Here is a 17,158-nt window from a genome sequence, read left to right on the forward strand (position 1 = left end):
TGCGGTGTCTATTACCCACCGGCGCAGGAGCTTAACTATGCAGGCAAGTGCCCCGTCATGCACATTTATTCCCGGGTCAGTGCGGTGCCGGGGTGTCCTGGAGGGGGCGGCGGGCCAGCCAAGCTGCCACTATGGCGCCTGAAATATTGTGCCACAGCGAGAAAACGGCGGACGGCAGCGCGGCCAGCGGGCTGAAGTGTGCCGTGGCCAAAGTGGCGGCCAGTCCGGAGTTCTGCATGCCGACTTCGAAGGCCAGGGCGCGGCGTGCCTTGTCATCCAGCCGGCCCAGTTTCCCGGCGAGGTAGCCCAGCCCCAGGCCGAACCCGTTGTGCAGGACCACGGCCAGGAACACGATGCCGCCGGCGGCCACGATCTTGCTGGCGCTGCCGGCCACCACGATGGCCACAATGAGGGAAATCACGACGGCGGACGCCCACGGCAGTGCCGGCAGCACCTTGTCCACGAGCTTCTTCAGGAACAGCCGGGCCAGCAGCCCGGCGACCACCGGGAGGAGGACAGTGTTGAGGATGTCCACAACCATGCCGCCGGCATCGATGTTCAGGTAGGAGCCCGCCAGGAACAGCACGAGCAGCGGGGTGACGATGGGAGCGATCAGGGTGGACACTGAGGCCACCGCCACGGAGAGGGCAACATCACCCTTGGCGAGGAAGGCCATGACATTGGACGCGGTGCCGGACGGGGCACAGCCAACCAGGATCAGGCCCACGGCAAGCTCCGGCTCGAGGTTCAGTGCCTGGGCGATGAGCCAGCCGGCACCGGGCATGATCACGTAGTGCGCCACAATGCCGAGCGCCACGGCCCAGGGCCGCTTTGCCACAGCGGCGAAGTCGGGAGGGGTCAGGGTGAGTCCCATGCAGAACATGATGATGCCCAGCAGGTAGGGCACGGCGGTCCCCATGGGCTTGAAGGTCCCGGGAAGCAGGTATCCAGCGATACCTGCGGCCACCACGAGGAGCGGGAAGACCGTCACGGCGACGCGGGCAATCCTGCTTTCCGCTGCCAGTGCCGGATTAAGGGGTGCTCCCTCAGGGGAATTCTGCGGTTTGGTTGCCTCAAGCATCTAACAATGCTGCCACCCGCGGCGATCCCAGGCGAATCCGTGACTTGGCGCGGTAACACCGGCCGCTGGATGCTGAACGGCATCCCAAGTTTTCCCCTAGGGCCCTCCTAGGCGCTCCGCCCACCATGGTTGTTGCCGTAAGAAACCATATTGGGGAGGAACCATGAGCCACACTCCACCGTCCGCTGCTGCCCTGCCCCTGAGCCGGCGGCAGTTCGGACTCGTCGTTGGCGGGGGCGCCCTGCTGCTGCTGGGCGGCGCAACCTACGGCGTTGTCTCGCGCAGCACGCCCGGCGGCGGCAGCGGCCTCGCCACGGCCTTTGGCGCCCTGTCCATCGTCGACGCCGGCCGCCTGGCAAGGCTCGATGCCCAGGGACACCCTGCGGCCAGGCCGCTGGCCTCGGCAATATCCCAAGTCAAGGACGGCTTGCACACTGCAGCCGCCGGACGCCAGGGAATACGGCAGGCCTCGAGCCGGCAACCCAGCAGCGCCGGCCACGACCCCGGCCACGACAGTGACCCCTTGCTGGACTCCGACTGGCCGCAGCCTGGCAACTTCACCTGGGGCGATGTGGTTGTGCTTGAAGTGGCGCTACGCAATGACCAACCGCAGCCGGTCCTTTTCAGTCCGGGCCAGTTGCGCCTCAGGCTGCTGCCGTCAGGCATCACGGTGGCCCCGCAGGACTCCGACCACGGACCTGGCACCATCGCCGCCGGCGCCACGGAACGGGTCTGGATCAGTTATCTCGCCCCGCACGATGCCGTCACTATGCAGATCGAATACTCGGGACTGGATGACGACGCCGCGCAACTGCTGGCACTGCCGCAACTGACTGTCACGGGGGTCCGGTCATGAGCCCCCTGGAGCTCCACATCAATGAAGGCTTCCTCCCCATGGTGGACGGGACCCTTGTTTATCACCGCGGGTTCGGGGACCGCAAGACCACGGTGGCAGACCCCAAGCCGAGCCTGGCGGTCGGCCCGCGGGTGTTCCAGCGCGACGGCACCGTGATTGCCAGCAGGACCTATCCGCTTCACGCTCCGGCGCCTGGACTGGGGCGGCCCGCACCTGCCGGCGAGGATCCCCTCAATCCCGGCGAGTACCTGGTCCGGCGCGGGCACTGGGCCAGTTTCTTTCCGGACCGCACGCTGATCGCCGAGACCGGAAGTACCGTCAGCATCCGGGTGACCAACAACCTCGCGCAGGACCATTCACTCCTGTTCCTCAATGCCGGCGGGGGCGGCGGCCACGAGGGCACCGGCGTCATCAGGCCCGGCCAGAGCGGCACCGTGACCTTTCAGGCGCCGGCGGAAGGTACGTACATCTACTGCGATCCGGGTGATGACCCGGCCGATCCCGAAGCCGATCCCGTCCAGCGGATCCTCGGCCTGTTCGGCGCCCTGCTGGTGGTCAACCCTGACTCGCCGTGGCTGCCTGGACCGGGCGGGCACGAGTTTGAGCGCCAATGGCTGTGGATGCTCCACAACGTCGATCCTGTGTGGGCCGTCATTGCGTCCCGCCAGGGAACGGTGGATCCGGACAAAACTCCTGCCTATCCCCGCTATTTCACCCTCAACGGACGCAGCGGCTTCCAGTCCCTCGCCGCTTCCACCGACGAAGCACTCAACCGGACCCGTGAGGAAGATACCCTGATGTCCGGCTCCGCCCGCCAGGTGGACGTCCGCAACTTCAGCCTGTCGACGGCGCCGGGCACGGTCCGCACCGGGCAGCTGATGCGCTTCGTCAACGCCGGGGTGGTCCACCACCAGCTCCATTTCCACGGCAACCACCTCTGGACGGTTCAGCGGAACGGGACGGCATTCCCGCGCAGCGGCGGCCGTATCGACGCCGACGGCCACATCGAGCTCCAGCAGTGGGAAGACGTCATCGAGATGCATCCCCTGGACCGGAAGGACTCGATGCTGCCGCTGCGGCGGCCGCCGGAAGCGATCGACCAGGTGTGGAACGCGCGGAAGACGGACTGGTTCTACCCAATGCACTGCCACGCCGAACCTTCCCAAGTGGCCCGTGGCGGCATGTACCCCGGCGGGCTGGTGGGCCATTGGACCATCGCGGCTCCGGGGCCTGGGAGCGCTACCGGTGGGCACCCGTTGTACCGCAGCCAGGCGGACTTCAGCTCGGACCAGATGCATGAAGGCAGCCCGGCCACGGAGTTCCGCCAGAAGCCTGATGTTGCGCACGAGTTCAAGTTCTTCAACCGCAAGATGAAGTTCGACGACGGCGGCGAATTCGAAATGTGGACGTTCGAGACGGAAAAATCGGGCCGCATCTTTCCGGCACCCTTGGTGCGGCTGACTGAGGGGCAGCTGTTCCACGGCACCATTCACCCCAGCAAACGGGTCCATACAGTCCACTGGCACGGCATGGAACCGGATCCACGGAACGACGGCGTGGGCCACACCTCCTTTGAGGTGTCGGGCTCCTACACGTACCAGTGGCGGCCCGAAAAGGGCTCGCCCGGGAACCCGAACGTGGGTGCGTCCGGGACATACTTCTACCACTGCCACGTCAACACGCCCCTGCACGTGCAGATGGGCATGTTCGGTCCGCTGATCATTGATCCGGCACCGCACCCGGACTACCCGGTGGCTGCGGGCGCGCGGCGGGCGTTCGTGGACGGACCGGAGTATGACACCGCGACGGAAACCATCCTGGTTCCGTATTCGGTGGATCCGCGCTGGCATGAGCTCAACCATGCCGCCGGGCTCTCCGGCGACGATGCCGGCCTGGACAGATTCCAGCCCAAGCACTTCTACCTGCTCGGCGGTGAACTCGCGTCCACAGCCAAGACGGAAGGACCCGCCGTCCTCAGCCGCATCCGGGCCCGCATACCCAACGGCAGCGTCAAGCCCACGCTGCTCCGCCTGCTCAACGCCAACTATTTCCCGGTGAATGCGTATTTCACCAACGCGGGCAACGAACGTGTGCCCATGGCCGAGCTGATTTCGCATGACGGCAGGCCGTTCCGCGATACGTCCAGCCCGTCAGGGCCGGCGCGGCCCATTTCGGAGACGGGGCCCCTGCGCACCAGCCTCATCAACTTCGGTGCCGCCGAGCGGTACGACATGCTGCTGCGCCCGCCCGCGCCCGGCAATTACACGCTGACGGTGGACCTGCTGGACTGGATCACGCAGAAGGTGCTCCACACCCGGAAGATCCCCGTCACCGCGGCCTGACGCCACGGGGTCAGCGCTTAGGAAAGCCCCCAATCCATGAAGGCTCATTGATAGGCGTAGGCTATTGGAGCCCTACGCCCAAGGAGCCGCGCATGGACACCCGGAAGCTGAAGTATTTCCTGGCTGTGGTTGACCACGGCGGATTCAACCGCGCTGCGGAACACCTCCTCATTGCCCAGCCGTCGCTGTCCCAGACCATCGCCGGCCTCGAGAAGGAACTGGGAGTGCCGCTGTTCCACCGCATCGGGCGGCGGGCGGTCCTCAGCGATGCAGGCAAGGAGCTGGTGGGCCCGGCGCGGGTGGTGATGCGGGACCTCGACGCCGCACAATCGGCCGTCCAGTCGCTGCGGGGAATCCGGAGCGGCCGGTTGGACATCATCACCATGCCGTCGCCGGGGATCGAGCCGCTGACGTCGATGATCAGCGATTTCACCCTGTCCTACCCGTCGGTGCGCCTCAACGTCTCGGCCGCCTTCACCCCGGAAGAAGTGGTGGAGTCCGTCCGCAGCGGCAGCACGGAAATTGGCCTGGCCGGCTCCCCCACGGCCATCCGCGTTCCCGGCGTCGAGGTCCTGGAACTGGAACGGCAGCCGCTGATCCTGATCGTCAATCCCCATGCGGACGCGTTCGGCAACGTGAAGGCCATCCAGCGGGAGGACCTGGGCGGGCACCGCCTGATCGCCAGCCAGCGCGGCTCGCTGATGCGCGGACTGGTGGACGAGGCACTGGCGTCCGGAATCAACGCCGAAATCGTGGTGGAGGTGGCGCACCGGACCTCCATCCTCCCGCTGGTACTGGCGGGTGTGGGGCACGCGGTGATGCCGTCGTCGTGGGCCCCCACGGCGCACAGAGCGGGACTGCGAACCCTGCTGATCGAGCCGGTCTCCCAGCTGGAGGTCGCCATCCTCAGCCGGAAGGAAGGCCTCACGCCCGCCGCCCGCGCGTTCCTGAAAGTCGCCGAACAGCACGTGACGGCCAAGCCCGCTGCTGTTGCTGCAGGGGAAACATAGGCGTTGCCTATCTAGCGGATCGATTCTTGGTCTTGGACGCTATGGGACCCTCGCCCGTCTACTTGAAGAGGAAGGAAACAGTGTGATGCCGATAACAGCGCCGCACTGGAACCACTCAACGAGGAGACACAGAAAATGAGCACCACCCAGACTTTCAGCATCGCTTCCATCCCCGCCGACGGCGTGGGCAAAGAGGTCGTTTCAGCCGGCCGCCGGGTCCTGGACGCCCTGGCCGGTAGCTCCAACGGCAAGTTCGCTTTCGACTGGACCGAGTTCCCCTGGGGCTCCGAGTACTACGCCAAGACCGGCCTGATGATGGACCCCAAGGGCCTGGAAGCCCTCAAGGACTTCGACGCCATCTACTTCGGCGCCGTCGGCTGGGAAAACGTCCCGGACCACGTCAGCCTCTGGGGCCTGCGCCTGAACATCACCCAGAACTTCGACCAGTGGGCCAACATCCGCCCGGTGAAGTTCCTCCCCGGGGTGCAGTCCCCGCTGCGCAAGGCCGACACCGTTGAGCTCGACTGGGTGGTGGTCCGTGAGAACAGCGAAGGCGAGTACGCCGGCCTGGGCGGACGCAACCTCAGCGGCCGCGGCCCCGGCAACGAGGTGGCGCTGCAGACCGCGCTGTTCACCGAGAAGGGCTGCGAGCGCATCATGCGCTTCGCTTTCGACCTGGCCCGCACCCGCACCGTGAAGAAGGTGTCCTCGGTGACCAAGTCCAACGCCCAGCAGTACGGCATGGTCCTGTGGGATGAAGTCTTCAACCGCGTGGCACTCGACTACCCGGACGTGCGCACCGAAAGCGTCCTGGTGGACGCGATGAGCGCCAAGTTCATCCTCAATCCGGAAGACCTGTCCGTGGTGGTGGCGTCCAACCTGAACGCCGACATCCTCTCCGACCTCGGTTCCGCCCTGGCCGGCAGCCTGGGCCTGGCCGCCAGCGCCAACCTGAACCCGGAGCGCCGCTTCCCGTCCATGTTCGAACCGGTCCACGGCTCCGCCCCGGACATCGCCGGCAAGGGCATCAGCAACCCGATTGGTGCGATCGCCAGCGCAGCGCTCATGCTGGACCACTTCGGCCTGCACGAGGAAGCCCGCAAGGTTGAGGCCGCCATCGAAGCAGCCACCGGCAGCGGACACCTGACCCGCGACGTCGGCGGCGACGCCAACACCGAGGACGTCACCGAGGCCATCATCAAGGCCCTGACACTGGCCCCGGCCACCGTCTAGCACCTCCCGCCAGGGTGAGGGTACGACGGCCGCCCGCCAGCCGCCGTCGTACCCCGAAGGCCCCGTCCCAACGCCCGCAAGCTCGCGTCGGGGCCCTCGGGGCGCCGCTTATCCCGCATTCATCCCCCCAGCGTTCTCCAAAGAAATTCCACAATGAGGTAGGAATCATGGACCACATCACAACCGCCGGCGGCCCCGCCGCAGGAAAACAAGCGCCAGCCAAAACCCGCTGGTACAAACAGCTGTACTTCTGGGTACTGACCGCCATCGTCGTCGGCATCCTGGTGGGCTGGCTGGCCCCGTCCGCGGGCATCGCCATGGAACCCATCGGCACCACATTCGTGAACTCGATGAAGATGCTCATCGGCCCCATCGTGTTCCTCACCATCGTGGGAGGCATCGCCAGCGTCGCGGACCTGAAAAAGGTGGGCATGACCGGGCTGAAGGCGCTGACGTACTTCCAGGTCGGCACCATCCTGGCCATGGTGTTCGGACTGGTGGCCATCAACATTTTCCGGCTGGGCGACGGCGTCAATGCAGACGCCGGCAGCATCAAAACCTCGGACTCGGCCGCGAAGCTCATCGACGCCGGCCAGCACCAGGAATGGTGGCAGTTCATCACCCACATCATCCCCAGCAGCATCGCGGGGCCCTTCGTTGAGGGCGACATCCTGCAGATCATCTTCATCGCCGTGGTCTTCGGCATCGCCCTGAACGCCATGGGCAAAGTGGGCGCCCCCGTCCTGGACGGCGTGCAGCGGCTCACCGGCGTGATGTTCAAGATCCTCGGCTTCATCATGAAGGCCGCCCCGCTGGGCGCCTTCGGTGCCATGGCCTACGCCGTGGGCAAGTACGGCGTCTCATCGCTGACCAGCATGGGCGGGCTGATCGCGCTGTTCTACGTCACCTCCATCCTGTTCATCGTGGTGGTCCTCGGCTCAGTCATGGCGTTCCTCAAACTGAACATCTTCACGATGATCCGCCACCTCAAGGAGGAGTACATGCTCATCCTGGGCACCTCCACCGCCGAACCTGCCCTCCCGGGTCTGATGCGCAAGCTCGAGCACGCCGGTGTCAAGAAAGAGACCGTGGGCCTGGTGGTTCCCACCGGCTACAGCTTCAACCTCGACGGCGCGGCCATCTACCTGTCCCTGGCCGCCCTCTACATCGCCCAGGCCACCAACACGGACCTGAGCATCGGCCAGCAGCTCGGCCTGCTCGCTGTCATGCTGCTGACCTCCAAGGGCGCGGCGGGCGTGGCCGGCGGCGGGTTCATCGCCCTCACGGCCACCCTGACCACCATCGGCACCATCCCGGCCGCCGGCATCATGCTGATCTTCGGCATCGACAAGTTCATGTCCGAATGCCGGGCCATCGTGAACTTCACGGGCAACGCCGTGGCCACGCTGTTCATCGCCCGGTGGGACCGCACGCTGGACGTGGACCGCGCCCGCCGCGTCTTCGCCGGTGAAACGGTGGAGCCCCTGGCCGCCACGATGCAAGCGGTACCGGCAGCACCGGCAGCAGAAGTGGTGCCGGCAGCACAGCCAGCCGCAGCATCCGCCGGGGACGCACGGGCCGGCGGTCCGGCACCCGCCGGACCCACCGGCGTCGTCCTTTCCCACAACGAAGCCGCCGCCTCCGCCGGGCACGCGTCCGCTGACCGCCGCCCGGCCTACTCAGAGACTGTCTGACCATGACTGCAGCCACCGCGAAGACCGTACTCATCGCCCCGGACAAGTTCAAGGGAAGCCTCACCGCCGCAGAGGTGGCGGAGGCCCTGGCTGACGGCATCCGCTCCGTGGCAGGTGGGCCCGGAATGTCCGCAGGAATCCGGTGCGAGCTGCTCCCCCTGGCCGACGGCGGCGACGGCAGCGTCGACGCCGCCGTCGCTGCCGGCTTTACCAGGCGCAGCTGCACGGTCCCCGGGCCCACCGGCCGGCCCGTGCAGGCAAGCATCGCGTTCGACGGCGTGACGGCGGTGGTGGAGGTGGCCAACACCTGCGGGCTGGGGCTGCTCCCCCACGGGATACTGGAACCCTTGGATGCCTCCAGCCGCGGCTTCGGCGAGGCCATCCTGATGGCCCTCAGCCTTAATCCGGCCCGGATAGTGCTGGCACTGGGTGGCAGCGCCAGCACCGACGGCGGCATGGGCATGCTGACCGCACTGGGGTTCACGTTCCGTGACAGCCATGGCCTCTTCCTGGCAGGCACGGGCCGGAACCTGCGGGAGATCAGCTCCGTGGACGTCCGGCCGATACCGGAGCTGGCAGGCACGGAGCTCATTGTGGCAAGCGATGTGTCCAACCCGCTGGCTGGGCCGGACGGCGCTCCGGCCGTCTTCGGACCCCAAAAGGGCGCCACGGTTGCTGACATCGCCGCCCTTGACCGGGGCCTTGGAAATCTGGTGGCGGCCCTGGCGCGGGCCGGTACCGGCACCGCTGCGGAGCTGGCCGCCCACCCGGGTGCCGGAAGCGCCGGCGGCATCGGCTTCGCATGCATGCTACTGGGGGCACACCAGGTTTCCGGGGCGGATTTCTTCCTGGACCTGCTGGACTTCGACACACGCCGGGAGCCCTGCGACGTGGTCATCACCGGCGAAGGCAGCATCGACGAACAGACGCTGGCCGGGAAGCTGCCGGCCGCCGTCGCCCGCCGCTCAGGAAACCGCGCGGTCCTCGCCGTGACCGGACGCTCGCTGCTGCCGCGGGAGCGCTGGGCGGACCTGCCGCTGGACCGGGTCTACGCCCTGGCGGACTACACGGAGCTGGATTCGTCCCGCGATCCGGAACTGTCCGCCGCCCTGCTGCGGCGGATCGGCAGGGAAATCGGGCAGGGCATCGGCCAGGACATCGAACCATCCGGCGGCCGGCACCGGGCAGAGAGCACCGTAGAAAGCACAAGCGCCGCCCTCCGCTAAGGCACCGCCCAGGCCCATGGCACGTCCGTAAACCCGGGCGTGCCATGCCGTTTTAGCCGATGTCCACCCACTGCGAGCGCCATTCAGGAGCCGGAAACGCTTCGCTCCAATAGGCCGTTTCCGTGGCGATCCGGCCGTCGCGGAGCTCGAAGATGAACACCGTTTCGTAAACGGGGCCGCCGTAGTCGAGGGATGCCTCGGCCACCACCAGGTTGCCGCCGCTGGTCAGCCGCCGGGGCGTGATGGTGGGCAGCTGCGGGAAAGCGTTGTAGATTCCCCGCCGGTTTTCGGCGCCGCGGACGTACTCGCCGGACTGGGGCCAGTGCATCACCGCGTCCTCATGGAACAGTTCGTCCATGACCTCAATATGCCGGTCGTTGATGCACTGGATCAGCCGGTGCACCACCTTCTCGTTGCTGCCCGTCTCATCCATGGTTTGCCCCGCCCTTTCCCTGCGGACCGTCCACTTTCGCAGTGGATTGTGCGCACATGCTAGGCCTGTCCGGCCGGCAGGGCAACGGCCCGGCGGACGACGGCAGGGCCGCACCTTGAGCGGCCGCGGTTCCTAGGACCCGCCGGCGCCGCAGCCGGTGCCGCCGCCGTATTCCAGCCAGCCCGCCAGGGCGGCGGCGAAGGAGCCACGGATGGCCGGGGTGCTGGTGACAGGCAGGGGCTGGCTACCGCTCCCCCGCGGACCGGAGTTCGCCTGCCATGAAGTCCAGCGCAGCCTGGCCTTCGGGCAGCCCGGCCGTGTGGTTCAGGTGCCCGTGCACGCCGCCCTCGGCGAGGAAGTAGGTCACGGGGACTTTGGCCTGTTCCAGGCTGGCCGCAAAGAGCTCGGCGGAGCCGCGGGCGTCGTCGTACTCGCAGGCAAGAAGGGCCGTTGGCGGGAGCCCTGCAGGGTCCGCGTACCCGGGCATCGCGTAGGACGGCGCCATGCTGACCGGGCCGCCCACGTAGTTCTCCGCTGTCCGGATGCAGTCCTCCAGGGTGAACCGCAGGTGCCGGGGCAGGCCCGCCATGACGTCCTCGTCCAACCCGGCGGCGGGCGGCGGGAGTTCGGCGTGCAGGAAGGGGTAGGCCAGCAGGAGCTTGGCGGGCAGCGGCTTTCCGGCATCGATCAGGTAGAGCGCGGCGCCAACGGCCAGGTTGCCGCCCGCGCCGGCGCCGCCCAGGCACAGCAGCTCCGGGTCCAGCCCCAGCGAGGCGGCGTTCTCGCGGGCCCAGAACCAGCCGGCCAGGGCGTCATCGTGTGGGATGGGGTAGGACACGCCGTCGCGGGCCAGCCGGTAGTCCACGGACAGCACCGGTGTCCCCAAGTCCGCCAGCACGCGGGCCAGGTAGTCCGATTCGGGGATGTCCACGCTGCCGCTGACGAAGCCGCCGCCGTGCAGCCACACCAGGGCCGGAGTGTCCGTCCCGGTGGCTTCGCCGTAGATCCGGATGGCCACGGGACCGTGCCGCCCGTCGGCTGTCACGGTACGGATGGGAACGTCGGGGCCCGGCTGCCGTTCGGCGTCGGGGTTCAGGAACCGGGGGCCTTCCGGCGAGGCAAGGTATTCGGCAAACCCGGCGGCCGGGGCTCCGGGCAGCTGGCTGGCTGATTGCTGGGCTGTTTCGTGTGGCGTCATGGTGTTCCCAGCTTCCGGGAGAAGTAGCCGACGGCGAGGGCCAGGATGGAGTCCATCTGGTCTTCGGCGCCGAAAAAGCAGTGGTCGGCGTCTTTGATGGTGACAACCTCGTGTTCCACGCCGGCCTCCGCGAGCGCGGCCGCCAGCAGGTCGGCCTGGGAATGCGGAACCAATCCGTCGCTGTCGCCGTGGACCAGCAGGAAAGGCGCGGCGCCGGCCGCCACGTAGCTGACGGGGCTGGCCGCTGCCAGCAGGTCCGGGCGGTCCGAGCCGCCCACCAGCATGTATTCCGGCTGCAGCGTCATGCCGGGCGGAACTGCCGCGGTGAGCGCGGGCGGGAACAGGCTCTCCGGGAGCTGCATGGGCGGGATGTCCGCCAGGGAGGACACCCCGTAGAAGTCGACGACGGCGCTGACGCCGGTGGCGTGCCCCTGCGCGCCGAGGCCGCCGTCCAGATCCGGGCGGTTGCCGGTGAGCCCAAGCAGCGCCACAAGGTGCCCGCCGGCGGATTCGCCCCAGGCGCCGAACCTGTCCGGATCAATGTTCAGGGGGGCGGCAAACTCACGGAGGTAGCGCAGCGCGGCCTTCAGGTCGTGGAGCTGGGCCGGGAACGGCGCCTCCAGCGAGTGCCGGTAGTCCGCGGTGGCGCAGGCGATGCCGGCCTCGTTCAAGAGCCTGAAGACCGAATCCGGCGCGAAGGTGGGCGGCAGTTCACGCCGGTCCCCCAGCTGGAAGGCGCCGCCGTGCACCCACAGCACCAACGGCGTCGGGCCGGACGCCCGGCGTGGCAGCCAGATGTCCATCTTGAGGGGGCGGAATCCGATGGCGCGCGCATACGTGACCTCGCGGTGCACGGACGACGCGTCCGAGACGGCCTCCGGTGTACCGGGTGCGTCGTACACGGGGAACGGCGGGACGTCCCTGTTTCCCGGCCGGGAAACGTCAGCGCCGGAAGCGTCAGGGCCGGAAGCGTCAGGGCCGGAGACGTCAGGGCGGGAAACGCCAGGGCCGGAGACGTCAGGGCGGGAAGGGTCAAGTACGTCGGTAGCGTCGTCCACTGTCATAGTGTGCTCCTCATCAGCTCGGGGTGTGCGGTGTCCCCGCCGGTGGCGGCGAGGAAAGTATGGTGTCCGGGTCCCACGACGGCGGCCGGTTTCCCGGGCAGCAGCACCTCAGCAGTGGTGCCGGAGGGGATGTCCGCGGTGAGCGTCAGCACGCCGTCGTCCGTCATTCCGCCCGGCGCCGAAGCATCCTTTGACAGGGTCCAGGCCACAGTGATCTGGCCGTGGGGCCCGTGGTGGGAGGTGGCGGCGGATGTGATGCCGGCGCCGGGGCGCGGTTCAATGATGACCCGGTCCCAGCCGGCACTGCCGGGCACCTGCCGCAGCCCGGCGGTGTAGCGGTGCAGGAACGAGACCACCGCGCCCTTGCTGTAGTGGTTCAGCGACTGGTGCGGCGTGCCGTCAGCATCGATGCCGTCCCACAGTTCCCAGACAGTGGTGGCGCCGCGGTCCACCATGGCCAGCCAGGACGGCTCTGTGTCCTGCATCAGCAGTTCATAGGCGAGGCCCAGGTGGCTGTTGTCGGCCAGGACCGGGAGCAGGTAGGGGGTAGCCAGGAAACCGGTGCCCAGGTGGGTGCCGGCGTCGCGGATCAGTTCCACCAGCTGTGCGGTGACGGTTGGGCGGTGCTCCGGGCTGACCAGTCCGAACGCCAGTGCCCGGACGCAGTTGGCCTGGCTGGCGACGGTGACCCGGCCGGCGGCGTCCACGTATTCCGTGGCCCAGGCGTCCCGGATGGTGTCCGAGAGCTCCGCGAGGCCGGCTGCTTCCTCCACCAACCCGAGCACCCGGGCGATGCGGGCCATCAGGTCCGTGGTGTGCCGGTAGTAGGCGGTGGCCACGATGCCGTTGTCCGCGGTGCGGGCAGCGAAGAGGTCCGGCTCGGGGCCGCCCGGTTCCATCCATTCGCCGAAGTGGAAGCCGGTGTCCCACAGGAACTTCTCGTGGGCGGCCGGGACAGGCGCCTGCGCTGCGCGGGTGGCGTGCCGCTGGGTTTCGGCGGTGGTCCGGACGAAGCCCAGCCACCGCTTCATGGCCGCCCAGTTTTCAGCGAGGATCGAGGCGTCCCCGGTGGCCAGGTAGGTCTCCCAGGGCACCATGACCATCGCGTCGCCCCAGCCGGAGGAACCGTTGGTGAAGCCCATGAACTCCGCCGAGGTGGCGGCAGGTCCGGGCGACGGCGAGATGTTGGCAATGACGCCGTTGTCCCACTGGTCGGCGCGGACGTCCCGCAGCCATTTGCGGGTGAACCCGGTGACGTCGTACAGGTAGGCGGCGGTGGGGACGAACAGTTGCCAGTCCCCGGTCCAGCCCGCTTTCTCACGCTGCGGGCAGTCGGTGGGGACCTCGCAGGAGTTGCCCAGGAAGCTCCACTCCGCAATTTCGTGGAGCTTGTTCAGCCGTTCGTCGCTGCAGTGGAACGTGCCGATGCGTTCCAGGTCGGTCCGGACCAGACAGGCAGTGATGTCCCCCGGGTGAAGGTCCGCGGCGAGCCCTTGGACCGAGACGTACTGGAAGCCGTGCGTGGTGTGCCGGGGCTCGAAGACTTCGCCGGCGGCGCCGGAGGCGGTCACGGTGTCCACCTGCCCGGCGTCCCGGAAAGCCCCGGGCGTGCGGAAGTCATGCGGGCGCAGGTGGTCCCGGGTGACGTCACCGTCCGGACCGAGTGCCTCGCCGTGTTCCAGGGTGACGGTTTCGCCCGCCGCACCAAGTGCAGCCAGGCGGATCCAGCCGTGGATGTTCTGGCCGAAGTCCACCACCTGGTGTCCGTTGGGCAGCCGCGTAATGGACACCGGCGCCAGCTCCGCCGTCACCCGTGTAGGCGGGGCGAGGGGCCCGGTGAGTGCGTCGAAGCTGCCGGAACGCACGACGGCGGCCCGCGGCGGCGCCGGCAGAAGACCTGGTGCGCGCGCACCTTCCCCGCGGTCGCCTGCCCGGGGTGACTCACCGCCGTCGGCCGTTCGGAAATCAACGTGCTGCCCCGCCATGAGGTCCGCGCTGGTGACTTCCGTGGCGGACACCAGCCACGACGCATCGGTGCCGATGACCTGCCGTCCCGCCCGGGACTCGAGCTCGAGCTGACAAAGGAATGCCGTGTGTGTGCCGTACATGTCGGCGTCGCGCGTGTACCCGAAGGTGCCGCGGTACCAGCCGTCGGTGACGACGGCGCGGAGGGTGTTGCGGCCCGCAGTGAGCAGGGCGGTGACGTCGTAGGCCTGGACCTGGAGGGTGGTGTTGTAGCTGGTGGAGCCGGGGGTGAGCTGCTGGTCGCCGACGCGCTGACCGTTGATGAAGAGTTCGTAGATGCCGTGGGCGGTGGCGTAGGCGCGGGCTTTGTCCGGTGCCGCCGGCAGAGTGAAGGTTTTGGTAAGTGCGTATCCCGGGCGCCCGCCTGGCTGGTTGACCGCCTCCTCGGCGGGGCCGATCCACTGCGCCGTCCAGTCCGAGGGGCGCAGGAGCCCCAGCTCCACGGGCATGGGTTGGGACCAGTCGCTGGCTGTTTCCGCGCCGCCGGCGGTGACGTCCCAGGTACGCACCCGCCATTCGAACCGGCTGCGGGAATCCAGGGCCGGTCCGCTGTAGGCGATGCCGCGGGACTCCGCGGATTCGATCCGTCCGCTGTCCCAGCCGTTCGAGGCTGTGATCCGGTACGCGGCCTGCCGGGTGGTTCCGGCGGGCGGCGTCCAGCCCAGGCGGGGTTCCCGGACGGCCAGGCCCATGGCTTCGCTCAGGTGTTCGGCCCGGAGCCGGGTGGGGGCGGTCATGCGGCGGGACTCCTGGAGGTGGCGGTGCTGGGACTTCAAGCTTCGTTGGCTGTGCCTTGCCCTCACAGGCGGCTTTCAATGGTTGGAATAGTATTGTGGTTCAGCTCACGGTGCCGCTGTGGGCCGTATGCTCTGCCAACGGCGCTAGGAACCACTGCCATGACCCTCTCTCCGGACACGGATACCCCCAACGCCGCGCCTGCCCGCGGAAAGCGGCCCAAGCAGGGCGAACCTGTCATTGACCGGGCGCTGAGCCTGCTGGCCGTCTTCTCGGACCGCCGCCGGGCGCTGACCCTCTCTGAACTCGCCCGCCACGCGGACATGCCCGCGCCCACCGCGCTGCGCCTGATCTCCCGGCTGGTGGCCTGGGGTGCCCTGGAGAGGCTCGATGACGGCCGGTACGTCGTGGGGGTCCGCCTCTGGGAGGTGGCATCCCTGTCTCCGCGCGGGCACGGCGTGCGCGAGATCGCGCTGCCGTACCTCGAGGACCTTTTCGAAGTCACGCGCCACCACGTCCTGCTGGCCGTGCGGGACAACGAACAGGCGGTGCTGATCGAACGGCTCTCATCCAAGGACGCCACCGAGGTGGCGTACCGGGTGGGCGGCCGGGCGCCGCTGCGGTCCACCGCCGTGGGGCTGGTGCTGCTGGCGGGAGCGGACCAGCAGTTCCAGGAAGCCATCATGGCCAAACCGCCGGAGAAGGAACCGGGTGTGGCGGAGATGCCCGAGGGGCAGCTGCGGCGGACCCTCTCCGACGTGCGCCGCACCGGAATCGCCATGATCCGGCGCAGCCACCCATCAATGACCGTGTCTGTGGCCTCGCCGGTCTTCGATGCGCAGGGTTCGGTGGTTGCGGCCCTGTCCATCGTGGTTCCGGATGGCTCCACTCCACCGAACGTGCTGGCGCCGGCGGTCCGTGCCGCCGCCCGCGCCGTGTCCAGGAACCTTGGGCACCAGGCAACGGTCAGCGCGGACGTGCGGACGCACTCGCGGGGGTAGCCGCCTAGCCCGCGGTGGCGGGGGCGTTCCGGGCAAACGCGCGGGCCGCCCGTGAACCTGCGGCGGCGCTGGCCCCGATGGTGATCAGGGCGCCCAGGATCAACGCCGAGGCTTCGCCCGGCTCCAGCAGGTTCAGCCGGGTGCCGATGGCGGCGGCAGCAACCGGCACGCCCAGCTGGGACGCCGAAAGGACCGCGAGTGGCAGCGGCTGGCCGAGCAGGCGCAGGCTGCCGTGGACCAGCAGGGTTCCTGCTCCGAGGCAGAGCCCGAGGAGCACCATGCCGGGGGTGCCGGCGAGGGCCCGCAGGTCCAGCGATGCGCCCAGCCAGACGAAGAACACGGGCCCGAGGAAACCGTCGCTCACGGCGAAGAGCTGATGCGCCAGCCGCCGGGGTTCACCCACGGCCGCCACCACCAGGCCGAAGGAGAATCCGGCCAGCATCACGGACACGTGCCCTGCCACCGCCAGCCCGGAGAGGGCGAAGAGCAGGGCCAGCTGGATCCGGAGTTCCAGGGCGAACTTCCGGTCCTCGGACACGTCATGCACCCGCCCGCGGGTGCCGCTGAGCTCCAGCCAGCGGAGCACGAAGAACAACGCCACCGAACAGGCCGCGACGGCGGCCGCCCCCACCGCCGCCCGCGCAGCGTTGGGCGGGTCCACGGCGAGCGGCAGCGCCACGATGCAGGCGATGTCCGCCACGGCAACCTGCGCCGTGGTGGTGAGGACCTTTGGACCGGCCAGCCGCAGGGAATCAATGATCGGCAGGACCAGGGCCGCCGAGGACGAGGCAAGCAGGACGATGTAGAGCGGGGCGTGGCCGGTGCCGAAGGCGAACGCAATGCCGGTTCCGACGGCGGCCGCGAGCGCCGCGGCAATGGCTGCGCGGAGCGCACCGCCCGCCAGGGCAGGGCGGATGGCCCGGTCCCGCACCGGCACGTGCGTTCCGGCCACGAACATAATGAGCGCGAACCCCACCTCCGCCACGAACGTGAACGTCGGGTCTGAGGAATCCACCAGGCCCAGGCCGGTGCGCCCAATGGCGATGCCGGCCAGCAGCTGCCCCAGCACCATGGGCAGGTGCCACTTCCGTGGGAACGCCAGCAAGGGTCCCAGGAGCGCGACGGCGGCGATCAGCGAGAGCTGGAAGAACGACACGGCCCTCCTTCGGCCTGGGCGCCGGGACCCCCATCCGCTCCCGGTACCGGCTCGCAGCGTCCGTGGCCCGTGGGATTCGCCAGCGGCGCGGATGGTGCGCTCAC

The 17,158-nt window shown here is 68.6% G+C and carries 13 protein-coding genes; 7 read left to right on the forward strand and 6 right to left on the reverse strand.

Going from position 1 to position 17,158, the window contains the following annotated elements:
- Positions 1–76: 76 nt before the first annotated feature.
- Complete coding sequence (locus AC1DBN_RS13015) at positions 77–1,081, reverse strand: bile acid:sodium symporter family protein (protein WP_477723388.1); 1,005 nt, start codon at positions 1,079–1,081, stop codon at positions 77–79.
- Between the two features lie 163 nt (positions 1,082–1,244).
- On the opposite strand from AC1DBN_RS13015, the gene AC1DBN_RS13020 reads away from it, so the two are divergent.
- The 6 genes from AC1DBN_RS13020 to AC1DBN_RS13045 all read left to right on the forward strand — a co-directional run bounded on the left by AC1DBN_RS13020 (position 1,245) and on the right by AC1DBN_RS13045 (position 9,442).
- On the forward strand, positions 1,245–1,937 hold the full coding sequence (locus tag AC1DBN_RS13020) for a hypothetical protein (protein WP_477723389.1): 693 nt from the start codon (positions 1,245–1,247) through the stop codon (positions 1,935–1,937).
- Complete coding sequence (locus AC1DBN_RS13025) at positions 1,934–4,279, forward strand: multicopper oxidase domain-containing protein (RefSeq protein ID WP_477723390.1); 2,346 nt, start codon at positions 1,934–1,936, stop codon at positions 4,277–4,279. The genes AC1DBN_RS13020 and AC1DBN_RS13025 overlap by 4 nt, the downstream gene beginning before the upstream one ends.
- A gap of 92 nt (positions 4,280–4,371) precedes the next feature.
- The gene (locus tag AC1DBN_RS13030; protein WP_314216027.1) at positions 4,372–5,289 is read left to right on the forward strand and encodes a LysR family transcriptional regulator; all 918 of its coding nucleotides are present in this window, start codon (positions 4,372–4,374) and stop codon (positions 5,287–5,289) included.
- A gap of 135 nt (positions 5,290–5,424) precedes the next feature.
- On the forward strand, positions 5,425–6,522 hold the full coding sequence (locus tag AC1DBN_RS13035; protein WP_477723391.1) for a tartrate dehydrogenase: 1,098 nt from the start codon (positions 5,425–5,427) through the stop codon (positions 6,520–6,522).
- A gap of 167 nt (positions 6,523–6,689) precedes the next feature.
- The gene (dctA, locus tag AC1DBN_RS13040) at positions 6,690–8,216 is read left to right on the forward strand and encodes a C4-dicarboxylate transporter DctA (protein WP_091717592.1); all 1,527 of its coding nucleotides are present in this window, start codon (positions 6,690–6,692) and stop codon (positions 8,214–8,216) included.
- 2 nt (positions 8,217–8,218) lie between these two features.
- Positions 8,219–9,442 carry a glycerate kinase gene (locus AC1DBN_RS13045; RefSeq protein ID WP_477723392.1) on the forward strand — a complete coding sequence of 408 codons (1,224 nt, stop codon included), beginning with the start codon at positions 8,219–8,221 and terminating at the stop codon, positions 9,440–9,442.
- A 52-nt stretch (positions 9,443–9,494) separates the two neighbouring features.
- Here AC1DBN_RS13045 and AC1DBN_RS13050 read toward each other — a convergent pair whose 3' ends face one another.
- From AC1DBN_RS13050 to AC1DBN_RS13065, 4 genes are all read right to left on the reverse strand, one after another.
- On the reverse strand, positions 9,495–9,875 hold the full coding sequence (locus AC1DBN_RS13050; RefSeq protein WP_091717589.1) for a nuclear transport factor 2 family protein: 381 nt from the start codon (positions 9,873–9,875) through the stop codon (positions 9,495–9,497).
- A 244-nt stretch (positions 9,876–10,119) separates the two neighbouring features.
- Entirely contained in the window at positions 10,120–11,073 is a 954-nt protein-coding gene (locus AC1DBN_RS13055; protein WP_477723393.1) for an alpha/beta hydrolase, read from the reverse strand.
- Complete coding sequence (locus AC1DBN_RS13060) at positions 11,070–12,137, reverse strand: alpha/beta hydrolase fold domain-containing protein (protein WP_477723394.1); 1,068 nt, start codon at positions 12,135–12,137, stop codon at positions 11,070–11,072. Before AC1DBN_RS13060 ends, AC1DBN_RS13055 begins: the two co-directional genes overlap by 4 nt.
- Complete coding sequence (locus AC1DBN_RS13065) at positions 12,134–14,899, reverse strand: alpha-L-rhamnosidase (RefSeq protein ID WP_477723395.1); 2,766 nt, start codon at positions 14,897–14,899, stop codon at positions 12,134–12,136. The genes AC1DBN_RS13060 and AC1DBN_RS13065 overlap by 4 nt, the downstream gene beginning before the upstream one ends.
- A 159-nt stretch (positions 14,900–15,058) precedes the next feature.
- Here AC1DBN_RS13065 and AC1DBN_RS13070 point away from each other — a divergent pair, with 159 nt between their 5' ends.
- Positions 15,059–15,898 carry an IclR family transcriptional regulator gene (locus AC1DBN_RS13070; RefSeq protein WP_477723396.1) on the forward strand — a complete coding sequence of 280 codons (840 nt, stop codon included), beginning with the start codon at positions 15,059–15,061 and terminating at the stop codon, positions 15,896–15,898.
- A gap of 4 nt (positions 15,899–15,902) precedes the next feature.
- On the opposite strand, the gene AC1DBN_RS13075 is transcribed toward AC1DBN_RS13070, so the two are convergent.
- Entirely contained in the window at positions 15,903–17,054 is a 1,152-nt protein-coding gene (locus AC1DBN_RS13075) for a cation:proton antiporter (protein WP_477723397.1), read from the reverse strand.
- Positions 17,055–17,158: the final 104 nt, after the last annotated feature.

The organism is Pseudarthrobacter sp. 10T415 (assembly GCF_056394175.1).

What these genes read in the sequence shown, in the direction of transcription:
- AC1DBN_RS13070 (WP_477723396.1), top strand. Translation starts at nt 15,059, where the DNA reads ATGACCCTCTCTCCGGACACGGATACCCCCAACGCCGCGCCTGCCCGC.
- AC1DBN_RS13055 (WP_477723393.1), bottom strand. Translation starts at nt 11,073, where the DNA reads ATGACGCCACACGAAACAGCCCAGCAATCAGCCAGCCAGCTGCCCGGA.
- AC1DBN_RS13020 (WP_477723389.1), top strand. Translation starts at nt 1,245, where the DNA reads ATGAGCCACACTCCACCGTCCGCTGCTGCCCTGCCCCTGAGCCGGCGG.
- dctA (WP_091717592.1), top strand. Translation starts at nt 6,690, where the DNA reads ATGGACCACATCACAACCGCCGGCGGCCCCGCCGCAGGAAAACAAGCG.
- AC1DBN_RS13045 (WP_477723392.1), top strand. Translation starts at nt 8,219, where the DNA reads ATGACTGCAGCCACCGCGAAGACCGTACTCATCGCCCCGGACAAGTTC.
- AC1DBN_RS13050 (WP_091717589.1), bottom strand. Translation starts at nt 9,875, where the DNA reads ATGGATGAGACGGGCAGCAACGAGAAGGTGGTGCACCGGCTGATCCAG.
- AC1DBN_RS13030 (WP_314216027.1), top strand. Translation starts at nt 4,372, where the DNA reads ATGGACACCCGGAAGCTGAAGTATTTCCTGGCTGTGGTTGACCACGGC.
- AC1DBN_RS13025 (WP_477723390.1), top strand. Translation starts at nt 1,934, where the DNA reads ATGAGCCCCCTGGAGCTCCACATCAATGAAGGCTTCCTCCCCATGGTG.
- AC1DBN_RS13060 (WP_477723394.1), bottom strand. Translation starts at nt 12,137, where the DNA reads ATGACAGTGGACGACGCTACCGACGTACTTGACCCTTCCCGCCCTGAC.
- AC1DBN_RS13065 (WP_477723395.1), bottom strand. Translation starts at nt 14,899, where the DNA reads ATGACCGCCCCCACCCGGCTCCGGGCCGAACACCTGAGCGAAGCCATG.
- AC1DBN_RS13015 (WP_477723388.1), bottom strand. Translation starts at nt 1,081, where the DNA reads ATGCTTGAGGCAACCAAACCGCAGAATTCCCCTGAGGGAGCACCCCTT.
- AC1DBN_RS13035 (WP_477723391.1), top strand. Translation starts at nt 5,425, where the DNA reads ATGAGCACCACCCAGACTTTCAGCATCGCTTCCATCCCCGCCGACGGC.